The 15,455-nt window shown below is 44.8% G+C and carries 12 protein-coding genes and 1 rRNA gene; 11 read left to right on the top strand and 2 right to left on the bottom strand.

Annotated elements, in window-relative coordinates; all coding sequences use genetic code 11:
* The first annotated feature begins 50 nt into the window (after positions 1-50).
* Entirely contained in the window at positions 51-890 is an 840-nt protein-coding gene (locus GVN20_RS20220) for a family 16 glycosylhydrolase (RefSeq protein ID WP_166560084.1), read from the top strand.
* On the opposite strand, the gene GVN20_RS20225 is transcribed toward GVN20_RS20220, so the two are convergent.
* Positions 891-2,393 (bottom strand): hypothetical protein, encoded by a 1,503-nt coding sequence (locus GVN20_RS20225; protein WP_229599133.1) that lies wholly within the window; start codon positions 2,391-2,393, stop codon positions 891-893.
* A gap of 54 nt (positions 2,394-2,447) precedes the next feature.
* On the bottom strand, positions 2,448-3,536 hold the full coding sequence (locus GVN20_RS20230) for a plastocyanin/azurin family copper-binding protein (protein ID WP_166560085.1): 1,089 nt from the start codon (positions 3,534-3,536) through the stop codon (positions 2,448-2,450).
* Between the two features lie 194 nt (positions 3,537-3,730).
* Here GVN20_RS20230 and GVN20_RS20235 point away from each other — a divergent pair, with 194 nt between their 5' ends.
* The 10 genes from GVN20_RS20235 to GVN20_RS20280 form a co-directional block, all read left to right on the top strand.
* Positions 3,731-4,189 carry a DUF5606 domain-containing protein gene (locus GVN20_RS20235; protein ID WP_166560086.1) on the top strand — a complete coding sequence of 153 codons (459 nt, stop codon included), beginning with the start codon at positions 3,731-3,733 and terminating at the stop codon, positions 4,187-4,189.
* Between the two features lie 63 nt (positions 4,190-4,252).
* Positions 4,253-6,178, top strand: a complete 1,926-nt coding sequence (locus GVN20_RS20240) for an alginate lyase family protein (protein WP_166560087.1) — start codon at positions 4,253-4,255, stop codon at positions 6,176-6,178.
* Positions 6,179-6,285: 107 nt separating this feature from the next.
* On the top strand, positions 6,286-7,293 hold the full coding sequence (locus GVN20_RS20245; protein ID WP_166560088.1) for a transaldolase family protein: 1,008 nt from the start codon (positions 6,286-6,288) through the stop codon (positions 7,291-7,293).
* Positions 7,294-7,381: 88 nt separating this feature from the next.
* On the top strand, positions 7,382-7,984 hold the full coding sequence (locus GVN20_RS20250; RefSeq protein WP_166560089.1) for a 7-carboxy-7-deazaguanine synthase QueE: 603 nt from the start codon (positions 7,382-7,384) through the stop codon (positions 7,982-7,984).
* Positions 7,985-8,019: 35 nt separating this feature from the next.
* Positions 8,020-9,921 carry an OmpA family protein gene (locus GVN20_RS20255; protein WP_166560090.1) on the top strand — a complete coding sequence of 634 codons (1,902 nt, stop codon included), beginning with the start codon at positions 8,020-8,022 and terminating at the stop codon, positions 9,919-9,921.
* A 7-nt stretch (positions 9,922-9,928) separates the two neighbouring features.
* Positions 9,929-11,911: an OmpA family protein gene (locus tag GVN20_RS20260; RefSeq protein ID WP_229599134.1), complete on the top strand. Its 1,983-nt coding sequence runs from the start codon at positions 9,929-9,931 to the stop codon at positions 11,909-11,911.
* A 169-nt stretch (positions 11,912-12,080) separates the two neighbouring features.
* Entirely contained in the window at positions 12,081-13,022 is a 942-nt protein-coding gene (gene trxB / locus GVN20_RS20265; RefSeq protein ID WP_114463802.1) for a thioredoxin-disulfide reductase, read from the top strand.
* A gap of 72 nt (positions 13,023-13,094) precedes the next feature.
* Positions 13,095-14,174, top strand: coding sequence for a M23 family metallopeptidase (locus GVN20_RS20270; RefSeq protein WP_229599135.1), 1,080 nt, complete (start codon positions 13,095-13,097; stop codon positions 14,172-14,174).
* 6 nt (positions 14,175-14,180) lie between these two features.
* A complete protein-coding gene (gene bshB1, locus GVN20_RS20275; protein WP_166560092.1) occupies positions 14,181-14,900 on the top strand; it encodes a bacillithiol biosynthesis deacetylase BshB1 in 720 nt (239 codons plus the stop codon).
* 492 nt (positions 14,901-15,392) lie between these two features.
* Positions 15,393-15,455: ribosomal RNA gene (locus GVN20_RS20280) — 16S ribosomal RNA — on the top strand; the annotation flags it as partial.

Genomic DNA, 15,455 nt, shown 5'->3' on the forward strand with positions numbered 1-15,455 from the left:
GAGGGCTTTGGCACATAAAACCTGTTCATAAACCCGCAAAATACACTAAAATGACGCGTCAATTTCGCAGCCTTCTTTGCTTATTGTTCATTGTTTCGGTATCAGTGCAAGCCCAAAAAAAACGTGAATATTTTGGTTGGGGCCTTGTTTGGGCCGATGAATTTAACGTTGATGGTGCGCCTGATAAAAACAACTGGACATTTGAAAAGGGGTTTGTACGTAACCACGAATTGCAGTGGTACCAGCCCGAAAATGCCTATTGCAAAAAAGGCAAACTCATCATCGAAGCGCGCCGCGAAAACCGCCCAAATCCAAACTACGACCCCAACAGTCAGGACTGGAAAAAGAACCGAAAAGAAATCGAATACACCGCGTCGAGCCTTAAAACGCAGGGACTGCACAGTTGGAAATACGGGCGCATCGAAATGCGTGCTCGTATCGACACCCGCGCTGGACTCTGGCCCGCCTTCTGGACGCTGGGCGTAGAAGGCGAATGGCCGCGCAATGGCGAAATTGATATTATGGAATTTTACCGGGGAATGCTGCTGGCCAACATCGCTTGGGGTAGCGAGACGCGTTTTAAGGGCGTTTGGCAAGACCTTAAGAAACCCATCGAAACCTTTGAAGACCGCCGTTGGGGCAAGAAATTTCACGTTTGGCGCATGGATTGGGACGAAAAAGCCATTCGGCTGTACGTAGACAACGAACTGCTTAATTTTGTGGAGCTTTCTCAAACCGTCAACCGCGATGGCTCAGGCAAAAACCCTTTTATGCAACCCCATTATCTACTGCTCAACCTCGCCATCGGCGGCGATAACGGCGGCGACCCTTCGGGTACAAAATTTCCTTCAAAGTATGAGATTGATTATGTGCGGGTGTATCAGCGGTAATTACTTCTTCAACTGATTCAAAGTATAAAACACCGCCCTGTTCATTAGTAACTTGCCGTCGGGAGTTTGTAGTTCTCCCATCTTTAGGTCATACACGTAACCCGCTTTCAGTTCCGCTAGTTTGAACGCCACTTTACGGCCGTCGGGGGAGACTGTTAGCTCTTTAATAGCCACATCGGCCACATCGGTTTTAGGAGAACCGTAGGGTTGGTGGTATTTGTAGTAATACCGTTGAAATTTGTAAAGTTCAGGGTTAGAGGCGATTTTGGGGTCTACGGGTAAGGAAAAGGTAAGTTCGAAGCCCTCCGTAGTCAAATTCATTGCCATAATATCAAGCGGTACTTTGCCTTTCCAGTGAATTCTTGAAAGCCCTTCGTCGCCCACCCAGCCGTGGTCGTTGTGTCCTACCCATAAGTCGCCGTTTTTGTCGAATACCAGCCGATTATTGCCTTTTAGTAGCCCCGTCCCGTCGCCAAAAGCAACGCAGGCACCTTGCAATTGGCCATTTACCTCTTCCATCAGCAGCCGTACCAATCGTGGATAATCCATTTCTCCGATGAATAATTGCCCGGCAAAAGGTCCGAATTTCCCGCCCGTATTATCCAACAGCGGTTGGGTAGGAGAGTGGGCGATTTCGGTATGGGGGAATGCGATAGATTCGCGCGTTCTCATGCTGTCGAGCTGCGCCACGGGCAACGACAAGGGCTTTACCCTCGGAAAACCTTCTTTCCAAATCAAGCTGGCAACGTGACCATAAAATTTTCCTTTTTCAACGTGATACAGCGGACTGGTTCCGCGCCAATCGCCCTGATTGTCAGAAACAAACAGTCGGCCTTTAGCGTCAAAACCCAGGCCGTTAGGCGACCGAAAACCTGAGGCGTACGGCTCCAGTTTTTGGGTTTTAACATTGTATTTCATGACCCAACCGCGATACGGCACGCAGGAATACATCCGTCCTTCGCGACTGAGTGAGTCGTATTGCCCACGTATTTCGGGGCGAATGCCTGCGCCGTTGGATGCAACATTGAGCGCCATAAAGAGGTTGCCTTCTTGGTCTTTCAACGGCCCAAAAGCAAATTCGTGGTAATTGCCCGACATTCCAAAATCGTCGGTGATGGTTTCGTATACATCGGCTACGCCGTCGGCATTGGTATCTTTGATGCGGGTCATTTCGGGGCGTTGCACCACCAAAATCTCCGAATTGCTGACGGCCACCACTCCCAACGGATCGTGTAGCCCTTCCGCAAATTTCTTCCACGTTTTTGTTTTAGGGTTGTAAGTCATTACTTCGCCCAAGTGAAAACACGCTACCAAGCGCCCATCGGGCATAAAATCCATGCCGCCCGTCTCGGCTCGTAGGCCTTTGGGCAGTTTGATTTGTTCGGTTTCGTAGTAATTTGTGATGGTATCGCGCTGAGCAAAACAATCGTTGAATGAGCCGAAAAGCAAGTAACCAACGAACAAAAACGATACTATATGAGAGAATGAAGAATGTTTTTTCATGCTAAATAAATATCTATAAATGAGCGAATTACGTCTCTTAAAAATATAGTAAAATCAATGGTTGTGGGCGGCAGCGGGTGGTGCCTGTGCCTTATTCCGGTTCATGGTCAATGTCACTTTTGAGGTACCTTTAGGAATCGTCAGCGTGCCATTTTGCCATTTCCCTACGGACGATTTGTACGTGATTCCGTCGTCGGCCTTGGTAACAAAATACAATATTTGCGTAGTCGGTTTGACAAACGTAAAGACGCGGGTCAGGCCTTCTTCATTGGCGAGACTTTTTAGTGTTTCCTTTACTTCAACGCCGTCAAGCGCATAGTTGAATGTGGGCAAACGATTTGCTAAGGTGTATCCTTTGAAACTCACATCGGGCAATTTGTCGACTTTGCCCACGCGCAGCGGGTAGGTAACGTTATCTTTGAAATATATATTCCCCTGAATTTTGGCAAACGCATTGCCATTGCCTTTCCAATGGGCGGTGTTGTCCACAAACCCGCCTGCCCAGGCGTATCGCAGATAACATTTGCCCGCGTCGAAACAGTACGAATGCGTAGATGTCAGCGCTACCGCAATGGCCGCAGGGCTGCAATCAGGCATAAACGTGCGGTACAAAAGCGGGTATTCTAGCGCAAACGGATGCGGAGAACTGACGATAATCTCAGTGTTTTGGCGAGAAGGCGGTATGTTGGGGTCGGTGGCCAAGGGGGGTAACGGCTTGGTAGTCACGTAGAGTGCGCCGTACATGACATAGCCGTGCCCTGGGTAAGTACACACGTACGGATATGAACCTTCGGCGCTGGGGGCCATAAACGTAAATGTTTGGGTGGTGTTGGGAATCAATATTTTGCTCGCCGCCAATACATCCTCTGACTCGGGTACATAATTGGCCGCTTGCCCTTTATCGCCCATTTTAATGGCTGCTTCAACCACCGATAAGCGTTTGCCGGGTTTAGTAAACACCAGATTGTGAGCCATATCATCCTCGTTTTTAAGAATGATGGTTACCTTTTGTAAAGGTTTTACGGCAATCCTTACTAAGTCATATTGAAGCCCCGTAATGGCTTGTAAAGTAATCGTGGTATCGGATTGGGAAAAGCTTTTTGTAGCAATAAAGAGACCGCAAACAATTAAAAATAGACGCATGAAATAGTGGGTTTGGGAAATAACTCTTTGGAGAGAAATGCGTTTTGTAAAATTTAATGACAAAAATAGCCTATTTATCCCTGTTTTGAACGTTAATGAAATGCGGCTTTTGGGAAAATGTGACGGATTCGCGAAATTCCTTTATTTTTGCCGCTCAATAAATGGATTGAAACGTTTTATTATAACCATTGGATATGGAATTGTTGAAAGAAATTGCCAATTTTTCGGGTAAAAGTGGGTTGTACCGTATTTTGAAACCCGGTCGTGGAGGTGTAATTGTTGAAAGTTTGGACGACAAGCGCGAAAAATCAATGATTGGTGCTTCGGCGCGGGTGTCGGTGTTGAAAGATATCTCTATCTTCATGCAGGATGAGGAAAAAGCCACTCCACTGGGAGATGTCTTTGCAAGCATTCATGAAAAATACCAAGATAACAAGCTCGATGCAAAAACATTGTCGGATTATCAGTTGGTAGATTTTATGTCGGAAGTTTTGCCTGGCTATGATACTGAAAAAGTATACCTTTCTGATATTCGTAAAATTATCAATTGGTACAATATCTTGACGGCTTACGCCCCAGAAGTGTTTGAAAAATCATCGGAAGAACAACCGACCGAAGAAAGCAGCGAACAGCCTGCCGAAGAAACTAAGTAGTCTCACCGCCACACTTTGTACGAAGCCGTGATGTAAGGTCACGGCTTTTTCTCTTTTTAACGCATGTTGTTTTTTTTCAACTTACTGGTCAACATGGGGCCGCGCTACGTGTGGTTTCGTTTACGCTACGAACTGCGCCGCAAGACTGGTCTGTTGAAAGCCCAATTTCCCGTTAATCCTCCTGTAAAAGACTTTATTACCCCACCTCAATGGCAAGAACTTGAAGGAAGGTTTTTCTTCGAAAGTCGGGAAGAACTCATTGCCAACGCGTCTGACGGTTTTAAACCTTCAGACGCGTTAAAACAACAAGTAGCCGAATATCAGAAGGGAAACATTCTGTTTTTCAGCGCAACTTACTATTCGGTCAATGATTGGCTGACCAACCCAACCAACGGTTATCGCTACGATGCCACAAAACATTGGACCCAAATTCCTGACTTTTCACCGACGGCGGGCGATATAAAATACGTTTGGGAAAAATCCCGTTTTGCCTTTTTATATCCATTGATTCGGTACGATTTTTATGCTAAGGAAGATTTATCAGAAACGGTTTTTGGCGAAATAGACAGTTGGATAACAGCCAATCCAATCAATTGCGGCCCCAATTGGCGGTGCAGCCAGGAAATCTCGTTGCGGGTGCTGAATTGGACGTTTGCCCTTCATTATTACAAAAATTCTTCTGCCCTGACCAAAGAGCGTTTTCAGCGAATGATGCACGTCATCTATTGGCAAATGCACCACGTAGAGGCAAATATTGATTTTTCGCGCATTGCTGTTCGCAACAACCACGCCATTACCGAAACCCTCACGTTGTATCTGGTAGGGCTTTTGTATCCCTTCTTTCCTGAATCAAAACGCTGGAAAACCATTGGTAAACAATGGTTTGAAGAAGAAATAGCCTATCAGATTTACGAAGACGGGACTTTTTTGCAGTTTTCGATGAATTATCACCGGGTGGTGATTCAACTGCTTACTTGGGGAGTTCGGCTGGCTGAACTCAACAGAGAGCGATTTAATAACGTGGTGTATGAGCGTGCTCAAAAGTCGGTGGAATTCTTGAGGGCCTGTCAGGATAAAAAATCAGGGTGGTTGCCCAACTACGGAAACAACGACGGCGCTTTGTTTTTTCCACTTAATACAACTCATTTCCGAGATTATCGCCCCCAATTGAATGCCTTGGCTTCGGTTCTGACAATAGAAAACGGAAATTTTGAAGATAGTTTTTGGTACGGGTTGAATGCTATCCATAATACAAAACAAAAACGTGAATCTTCTGACGGGGAAAATCATAAATCGAAAATTGAAAATCGTCAATTCCCGCAAGGTGGATACTACACCCTGCGCGATGGCGGTGCGCTGACCTTTATTCGTTGCGGAGTTTACAAAGACCGCCCGTTTCAGGCCGATAATCTACATTTTGACCTTTGGGTAAACGGTAAAAATCTCCTGCGCGATGCGGGTTCTTATCTCTACAATACGGATGAAAAGTGGACCCAATATTTTGCGGGGACGGCTTCGCACAATACGGTGATGCTTGGCCAGCATGACCAAATGCTAAAAGGGCCGCGTTTTGTGTGGTACCATTGGGTAAAAAAGGCGAGCGGCGTATGGCAAAATGAAGCAGGCGACCCGCCATGCCAAATCTTTGAGGGGTATATTCAAGCTTTTGGTCAGGTAGGAAAAAACATTATTCATCGCCGTCGAGTAACTAAATACAGAGGGGAATACCGCTGGCTAGTGGAAGATTGGCTCGAAAACGCCCCCGAAAGTGTACCAATGTACCAAATTTGGCATCCGTCCGAGTTTTTTTTTGAAGGATTTTCGATAAAAGCCGTTGACCAAAATAGCCAAGAATTGATGGCTCACGAGACGCAGGGGTGGTACTCAGAACTGTATGGAACCAAAGTGCCAGCCAAAAGGCTTGTCTTTTCAACTTCAATGCGTTATATCAAAACCGAAATATTTGCCGTACCTTTGCTGCCTGTTTAGAAAAACCATCCTAAAAATAGTTGCTTGTTTAGGAGTAATCGTAACCTACACTTTACGAATTGCCGCAAGCAGTTAACATACAACGATTAACAATTCTTCCCAAAAAAATGGAATTATACCTTGATTCAGCCGACCTTAAAGAAATCGAAAATGCGTTTCAATTAGGTTTTTTAGCGGGTCTCACCACTACACCCACATTCATGCACCGCGAAGGGGTCACCGACCTTGATGCCATGATTGTGAAACTCTCTAAGATTGTTCCCGTTTTACAAATTGAAGCCCTTGGCGATACCGCCGAAGACATTCTGAAAGATGCAGAACGTCAATTGGCGCTGGGCCTTGATCCTGCCAAAACCGTGTTTAAAATTCCCGTTTCGCTGGAAGGCGTTCGGGCGTGTAAGTTGTTGCGTGACCGTGGTATGATGGTCAACGTACACCTTGTTTATACCATCCAGCAGGCATATATGGCCATGGCAGCAGGTGCAAGCTACATTTGCGTGTTGGCGGGCCGGATGCAGGACCAAGGCTACGACGCCATCAAATTGATAGGCGAATGCGTAGAAATGGTTAATTTTTATGGCTCAGACGCTAAGGTGATGTTTTCTTCGGTGCGGAATGCCGAGCACGTACGCAACGCGCTCGACTTGGGTTGTCACACCATTACGGTACCTTGGAAAATTATGAAGGTCTTGACCGAAAACAGCTTTACGGCTTTAGGTACGCAGCAGTTTGTGGAGCATACTCGCCTTATCACGGTTACGGTAGGCGAAGCCATCAACGGTGTCAATCCGACGGTTTCAACCGATACAACCTTGGCTGATGCCATCGTTAAAATGACCGAATATGGTTTTGGTTGTGTAACGGTAGTGAACGCCGACGGAAGCGTAAAAGGCGTATTTACCGACGGTGACCTTCGTCGTTATCTTTCTTCAGAAGGCCGCGATGTACTGGGCAAGAAAATTGGTGATTTTGAATACAAAATGCCCGTTTCTATTGAAGCCGATGCTTTGTTGGATGCGGCCTCAGCCTTGTTTAAAAAGACCAGCGTAGATACCATTTTGGTGACCGAGGGCGGCAAAGCTGTCGGAATGTTAGATATTCAGGATTTGAAATAATACGCGTTAGCGGTAAGTTACACTAACGAAAAACAAATAAAGATTCTGTGGCCGGTGTTTTGCGCCGGCCACATTTTAGTTTTAAGCTATGAACGAAGTACTCCCTTTAATGGAAGCCTTTTATACCCTTCAGGGAGAAGGCTATCACAGCGGCAAGGCGGCTTATTTTATTCGCCTCGGAGGCTGTGACGTGGGTTGTGTGTGGTGCGATGTAAAGGAATCATGGGATGTAGAAGCGCACCCCAAAGTAAGTATCAAAGACATGGTGGAAGAGGCGCTGAAGCACCCAGCACGCATGGCGGTTGTAACGGGGGGAGAGCCATTAATGCACAATTTGGAGCAACTCACCGAAGCGTTGCAGGCGGCTGGTTTTCATACCAACATCGAAACCTCTGGCGCTCACCCAATGTCGGGGCGTTGGGATTGGGTTTGTTTTTCTCCCAAAAAATTTAAAGCGCCTCATCCGAGCGTGTATGAGCAGGCCGATGAACTGAAAGTCATTGTGTATAACAAAACGGATTTTGAATTTGCCGAACAACACGCTGCCTTGGTCAACAAAGAATGTGTCTTATTGCTTCAACCCGAATGGAGCCGTGTGCAAGAAATGACGCCTCTCATCGTTGAGTATGTAAAACAGCATCCGCAATGGCGCGTTTCGTTACAAACTCACAAATACATGGATATTCCTTAGCGTTTAGCCTGTATTTTAGGAGTAGAACCCTACCGTTGCTTCATTTCTTATTACTTCTTCTGGTTGCCTTCACATCAATTGCCCAAAAGCGCGTTCAAAAACAGGCTCAGAAAGAATTTGAGGCAGCCAATCGCACATTGCAGTTTAATCCTGAACAGGCACTAGAAGAATTTCGTGAGATTCTTATTTTAGATAGCACATTTGCGCCCGCTTATATGCGCATCGGCCAATTGTTAGAACGGGACTTGACGCAAAAAGGTAAGGCCATTAATTTTTATGAGAAAGCGCTAGAATTGGATTCTACCGAAATAGCGTTTAAAAATCTATATGAAATTCTTGGGAAGCATTATTTAGCCCAAGGAGTTTATTCAAAAGCTGTTCGTTTTTTTCAGGGGTATTTAAAATTCCCTGGCACGTACCTTCCTCATCAAAAAAACATACAGCGATATCTGAGTCAATGTATTTACGCCCAAAAGGTATTGGCCGTCAATGCTGATTCTACCTCTCGTTTCTTCCTACCTTCGCCGATTAATGGTAACGATTTTCAAAGTTATCCCGTTTTGACGGCCGATTTAAAGACGTTGATTTTTACCCGTTTTCGGGGGGATGAAGATCTGTTGGTTTCTCAAAAAGAAGAAACTGGCTGGTCTGTTCCCCGTAGTCTTTCTCGGATAATAAATACCGATAAAAACGAAGGGACTTGTAGTATTTCTGCCGATGGAAACACCCTAGTCTTTACGGCATGTCATCGCCCAGACGGCCTTGGCAGTTGTGATTTATACATTTCTAAAAGAATAGGCCAAACGTGGCAATTGCCCCAAAACCTCGGGCCGATTATTAATTCTCAAAATTGGGAGTCGCAGCCGGGCCTTTCGGCAGATGGACGTACATTGTATTTCTCGTCCGACCGCCCCTTGGGAGTTGGTGGGAAAGATATTTGGGTTGCCCAATTGGACACTTCGGGTGAGTGGACGAGCCCTCAAAATCTTGGAAAAACCGTTAATACAGCGTTTGATGAAATTTCGCCTTTTATTCACTCCAACAATGAATCGCTCTTTTTTGCTTCAGACGGTCGAGAAGGAATGGGCGGTTTTGATGTATATCTTTCCCAATTGACCGGTACTCATTGGTCTGTTCCTGTTAATTTGGGGTATCCATTGAATGACTTTGCAGACCAACAGGGTTTTTACATTGCCCCCGATTGTAGACAGGCATTTTACTCATACAAATACAAGTTGGCTGATAAAGAGGACGGCATAACGGCAGGCTCTAAGATTTGTTACTTGCAATTGCCAGATACACTGGCGGCTTTGTGTCCAAGAACGTTTGTTCTGAAAGGAAAAGTATTGGATGCCGAAATACGTAAACCTCTTAAAGCTACGTTAACTATCCATAATCAACGCATATCATCATTTCCGCTGTCGGTCTACGCAACCAATGACTCTACAGGTAAGTGTGTGGTTATTTTTCCTAATTGGGCAGATGCGTTTGTTTTAGTGGAAAGCAGTGGGTATTACCCTAAAATACTTAAGGTAGATTCGGCTGCAATCACTGAAAATAAGGAAATGGAAATAGCATTAGTGCGTTTCCATTCTGATAAAAGTGAGGTATTAAAAAATGTACTGTTTGTGCCAGGAAGCGCTGAATTAGAGGCGGCATCAAGTGGAGAATTGGACCGACTCGGGTATTTTCTGGAAAAAAATAAGTCTGTTAAGTTGATTATAGAGGGGCATACCGATGATTTGGGTGATAGCAAGTATAATGAACAGCTTTCTTTGGATAGGGCAAAAAAAGTGGTTCATTATTTGATAATGAATGGTGTGGATTCAAAACGTTTATGCGCAGAAGGGTTTGGTTGTCGTAAACCCTTGATTCATAATAAATCAGAGGAGGCTCGTCGTCTAAATCGTAGGGTTTCTTGGCGAGTAATTGAATAACATAAGAATGAAAAAGAGCCATAATGAACGATTGTTTTGGACGAGATTATTGCAATCCTCAGCCGTGCTAAATAGGAGTATATTCTTTTTTAGTCTCCTTATTTCTTCGTCGCTTTTTGCCCAATCTCCCCAATCCTTCCTCCCTAATGCTTCTGGCAACAAAAAAGCGATTGAAGCATTTGAGCGAAGTACAAAGTTTTTCAATGAGAAAAATTACGAGCAAGCCAATCGGTGGACCGACGAAACCCTGAAGTACGATTCCACTTTTGCTGAAGCCCATTTTCGCAAAGCCCAGCTGTATGAAATTTATACGCAGCCCGATTTGGCTTTGCAATCTTACCGAAAGGTAGTTACGTTGCGGCCTGATGCGCCGCAGTCGGCTGCCGCCTATCAAAAGCTCATCGAATATCACTTACGAGCGGGTGAATATGCTCAGGCTAAAAGCGATTTAACCCACTATATTCCTTTATTACGACCGAATAGTGTAGCCCAAAAGCGCGCACAACGGCAGTTGCTCACCTGCGCATTTGGCGAGAAAGCCATCGAAAATCCCTTGGTCATTAGTCCTGAAGAATTATCGGACACGGTCAATCAATTCATTCTTCAGTATTTTCCCGCCTTGACTGCCGACGGAGAAACACTCTTGTTTACCGCATTAAGACCCGAAAACGATGAAGATTTGTACATTACCCATTTTAAAGATGGCCGTTGGACTGTGCCTGTGTCGATTTCGGATAGAATAAACACTGCTGAAAATGAAGGAACAGGAACGCTGTCGGCCGATGGCCGCACGCTGGTTTTTACGGCCTGTAACCGTCGAGATGGCTACGGAAGTTGTGATTTATACATCAGCCGTAAAAACGGTAAAGATTGGGACGCACCCAAAAACATCGGAATCAACGTAAATACCCCTTTTTGGGAGTCGCAACCAACGCTGTCGCCCGATGGCCGCACCTTATATTTTATATCCGACCGTAAAGGGGGTATCGGAGGGCGAGATGTTTGGTACACTTCTCTTCAAAAAAATGGTGAATGGAGTGCCGCAAAAAATATTGGAGGGCCAGTCAACACCCCCGACGACGAAGCCTCACCCTATTTACATGCCAATGGCCATACCCTGTTTTTTGCTTCCGAAGGCCATCAAGGCTTTGGCGGCTATGACTTATTTTTCTCCGACAGCACCGCTACGGGCTGGCAAAAACCCGAGAACTTAGGCTATCCTATTAATACGTCAGATAATCAGGTGGCTTTGGTCATTACGTCGGACAGCCAATACGGCTATTATTCGTTGGATACCAAGCGGGTTGGAAATCAGCGGGTATCCAGATTATATCGGTTTAGAGTGCCGACCGAGCTGCAACAAAAATTCAACGCGGCCAATTACTTAAAAGGGCTTGTAACAGACGCCCGCTCGGGAAAATCAGTGAAGGCAAATCTTGAATTAATTGATTTAAAGACGGGAAAGGTTGTTCAACGCTTTTCGACGGATACCGAAAACGGACAGTATCTCACTACCCTGCCCAACGGAAGCGAATGGGGATTGTACGTAAACGCTGCGGGATATTTTTATAAAAGTTTATCCTTTGATTACACGCAAAAAAACAAGGCCGAGGGGCTGCAACTTGACATTAAATTGGAACCGATGAACCTTAACACGTTCGGGGTTTTGAGTAATATCTATTTTGAAACAGGAAAGGCTGACCTTCAGGATAAATCGCGAACTGAACTCAACAAGTTGATTGAAGAGCTGAAACTCCAGTCCACCTTGCGCATCGAAATCGCGGGCCATACCGACGACGTAGGGGATTCCAAACAAAATCAAATCCTTTCCCAAAAACGGGCGCAAAGCGTGGCAGACTACCTGATTACGGCGGGGATTTCCCGTGAGCGCATTCGCGCGATTGGGTTTGGAGAGGCCAAACCGATGGCTCCGAATACCTCCGAAGAGAATCGACAGCTTAATCGACGGATAGAATGGCGCATTTGGTGAGTTTTGAAAAGCGGCCTCCTTTCGTTTTGTTATCCGGTACTTTTTTACTTAATTTTGCAACTCTTTTGCAAATAATTGCATTGAATAGATGAACGATTTTTAGGAATGGGTTGTAGAATTTATTATAAAAACCGTCGAGAAATCGTTGAATCTTAATCGTAATTTCGTAATGTCTTCAGAAAAAGTTTCTTGTTTAATAGTTGGTTCAGGCCCTGCGGGGTATACAGCAGCAATTTATGCATCTCGTGCTGGTTTGAAGCCAGTCTTATACACAGGCGGACAGCCTGGCGGTCAGTTGACCATCACGACCGAGGTTGATAATTACCCTGGTTATCCAGAAGGAGTACAGGGCCCCCAAATGATGATGGATTTTGAGGCGCAGGCGCGCCGTTTTGGTAGCGACATTCGATACGGATTAGCAACAAAAGTAGATTTTTCGGATCCCACCCTTCATAAAGTTTGGATTGATAATGACCATCTTATTGAATCGCCAACCGTCATTATCGCTACTGGTGCATCTGCAAAGTGGCTCGGCTTGGAATCAGAGCAACGCCTGAATGGGCATGGAGTATCGGCTTGCGCGGTTTGTGATGGATTTTTCTTTCGTAATCAAGAGGTTGCAATTGTAGGAGGAGGAGATACGGCATGTGAGGAAGCCAGCTATTTGTCAAAACTTTGCAAAAAAGTCTACATGATTGTTCGTCGTAATGAGTTGAGGGCTTCGCAGATTATGCAAGACCGTGTCAAATCATTGCCCAACATCGAAATATTGTGGAATACCGAAACCGAAGAGATTATTGGTAATGGAGAAGTGACGGGTGCAAAAATTCGCAACATTAAGACTGGTGAATCGACTGTACTGGATGTTACTGGCTTTTTTGTAGCCATTGGGCACCAACCCAACACCGATATTTTCAAAGAATACATTGATATGGATGGCGCAGGATATATCCAAACCATCAAAGGAAGTTCTAAGACGAATGTAGAAGGTGTATTTGCCTGCGGCGATGCACAAGACAACATTTATCGTCAAGCCATAACGGCTGCAGGTACCGGTTGTATGGCCGCGTTGGATGCAGAACGTTATTTGGCGGAGAAAGGCTTACACTAATGTTTAACTTTCGTCTTTTGAGTAGGCATGGATGCGTTCCCCCTACTCAAAAGTCGGCTAAACCAATCGCTGATGAAAGCCAAGTTTGCTTACTTGTTTGTACTCCTTTCCATTGGTTGCTTTTCGGGCTTGCAAGCACAAGAGAAAGGTCTCTTCAAAAAAAATCCAAAAATTAAGCCCAACAAAACAGAGGAACCCAAAGTCAGTACCCCTGTAATCAAGCCCCAAAAAGACGAATTTGAGGAGTTTGAATCTACTACGCCCAAAATGCGGTTCTCCAACCAGTTTGAGCCAGTAAAAGAAATTAATCCAACCGTAGCAGACGATACCACAGGAACCATTGACGAAGGAGAAACAACCGTTGCCGAAATTGTCGATTCTGTTCAAGTTGGAGATGATTGGGTTCAGGTAGCTGATTACTACACCATCTGGGATTCAAAAACCATCGACCCCTACAACCTCAATCCGCTAGAATTTGAAGATAATTTAACCCTTCGATTGTATGATCCTGGAAAAGGGCGTTTTTGGAATCTTCCCACGAGCGAAGCAAAAGTGACTTCACAGTTTGGCCCTCGTTGGGGAAGATGGCACGAAGGAATGGATTTAGACTTAAATACTGGCGATCCAGTATATAGTACTTACGACGGAATTGTTCGGGTAGTTGCTTACAATGGTGGCGGTTACGGAAGATTCGTGCTGGTTCGTCATTACAATGGTCTCGAAACCTTATATGGTCACTTATCAAAAACAACCGTTGAAGTAGGGCAGCTCGTAAAAGCGGGCGATATGGTTGGATTGGGAGGAAATACGGGTCGAAGCTATGGCGACCACCTACATTATGAAAATCGTTACGAGGGCAACCCGTTTAGTCCTGCATGGGTTTGGGATTTTCCCGGACAAACCATTCGGAGCGAGCGTTTTGTTTTATCACCCCGTGTATGGGATCACCTCAGAGGCGGAAAAGCGTTTGATAGTGAGTTTGATATAAGTAAAGCGGCAGTAAAACGTACCGTTCTGCATCGAGTACGCCGGGGAGAAACCCTCGACTCCATTGCCAATAAATATGGTATGTCGGCTTCTGAGTTGGCACAAAAGAACCGCATTCGGTTAAGCGCACGATTACAAATCGGCCAAAAGCTTCGCGTAAAATAAATAATAATGAAACTTGATATACTAGCAATTTCGGCGCATCCTGACGACATAGAGTTGGGATGCGCTGGTACTATTTTGGCTTCCATAGCCCAAGGACGGCGTGTAGGAATCGTAGACCTGACCCGTGGAGAGTTAGGAACCCGCGGAACCCCCGAAATCCGTAGGGCTGAAGCTGAAGCAGCGGCCAAAATACTTGGTGCCGAAGTCCGAGATAATGTTGGACTAGCAGATGGTTTTTTTCAAAATGATAAGGAAAGCCAGCTGTCCCTTGTACCTTATATAAGGAAATACCAACCAGAGATAGTCTTAGCCAACGCCAAAGAAGACCGGCACCCCGACCATGGGAAAGGGGCAAACCTCATTTATGATGCTTGTTTCTTATCTGGACTGCGCCAAATAGATACATTTGATGAGTTTGGAAACGCTCAGGCGGCTTGGCGGCCTAAGTTTATCTACCACTTTACCCAAGATAGATACATTAAGCCTGATTTTGTAGTAGATATAACGCCTTACTGGAAAAAGAAAGAAGAGGCCATCCGAGCGTTTCGTAGCCAATTTCATGACCCTAACAGTAAAGAACCCAATAGTTATATTTCTTCTCCCGAGTTTTTAGAGTTTTTGGAAGCCAGATCAAAAGAGTATGGACACTATATAGGCGTAAAGTATGGAGAAGGTTTTACTTCCCGCAGAATACTGGGCGTAGATAATCTGTGGTCACTTATCTAGTGAAAATACTTAGAAAATTGCACTATTAAGTAAGTAGCATTTTACTATTTAAAGAACTTTTGATAATTGTCAATTTTTTTCGAAAAAGGTCTTGGATAATAAAATGAACTACCTACCTTTGCACTCCCAAACAACGAGTTAGGGAAGAAACAAAGGTAAATTCCAAATAAAATTTTGAGAAATAAAAAAATCAAAAATAAAATTTGGAAGTAAGAATTCAAATTCAGACCTTTGCAACCCCAAACAATGAGTGAGGGAAAAAATTGAAAAGGTTGTTCTAAATGAGTTTTTGAAGAGTAAAAAAATCAAAAATAAAATTTGGAAATAAGAATTCAAATTCAGACCTTTGCAACCCCAAACACGTGATTCTCACAAACGATGTGAGTTTTTTTCGAAAGAAAAAAGTTTGGTTAGCTCTTTGAAATGATGAGTAAGTTAAGGTTTAATAGCTAGTCTTTTGCGAATCAGTCAATTTGATTTTCAATAGAATTTACGATGGAGAGTTTGATCCTGGCTCAGGATGAACGCTAGCGGCAGGCCTAATACATGCAAGGC

Origin of the sequence: Runella sp. CRIBMP (assembly GCF_009905605.1) — a bacterium.
In the GTDB taxonomy this organism is placed as follows: domain Bacteria; phylum Bacteroidota; class Bacteroidia; order Cytophagales; family Spirosomataceae; genus Runella.

Bases quoted from the DNA above. Each gene is read 5' to 3' on its own strand.
- GVN20_RS20245 (WP_166560088.1), top strand. From the start codon at position 6,286: ATGGAATTATACCTTGATTCAGCCGACCTTAAAGAAATCGAAAATGCG.
- GVN20_RS20230 (WP_166560085.1), bottom strand. From the start codon at position 3,536: ATGCGTCTATTTTTAATTGTTTGCGGTCTCTTTATTGCTACAAAAAGC.
- GVN20_RS20235 (WP_166560086.1), top strand. From the start codon at position 3,731: ATGGAATTGTTGAAAGAAATTGCCAATTTTTCGGGTAAAAGTGGGTTG.
- GVN20_RS20250 (WP_166560089.1), top strand. From the start codon at position 7,382: ATGAACGAAGTACTCCCTTTAATGGAAGCCTTTTATACCCTTCAGGGA.
- GVN20_RS20260 (WP_229599134.1), top strand. From the start codon at position 9,929: ATGAAAAAGAGCCATAATGAACGATTGTTTTGGACGAGATTATTGCAA.
- GVN20_RS20220 (WP_166560084.1), top strand. From the start codon at position 51: ATGACGCGTCAATTTCGCAGCCTTCTTTGCTTATTGTTCATTGTTTCG.
- bshB1 (WP_166560092.1), top strand. From the start codon at position 14,181: ATGAAACTTGATATACTAGCAATTTCGGCGCATCCTGACGACATAGAG.
- trxB (WP_114463802.1), top strand. From the start codon at position 12,081: ATGTCTTCAGAAAAAGTTTCTTGTTTAATAGTTGGTTCAGGCCCTGCG.
- GVN20_RS20240 (WP_166560087.1), top strand. From the start codon at position 4,253: ATGTTGTTTTTTTTCAACTTACTGGTCAACATGGGGCCGCGCTACGTG.
- GVN20_RS20270 (WP_229599135.1), top strand. From the start codon at position 13,095: ATGAAAGCCAAGTTTGCTTACTTGTTTGTACTCCTTTCCATTGGTTGC.
- GVN20_RS20225 (WP_229599133.1), bottom strand. From the start codon at position 2,393: ATGAAAAAACATTCTTCATTCTCTCATATAGTATCGTTTTTGTTCGTT.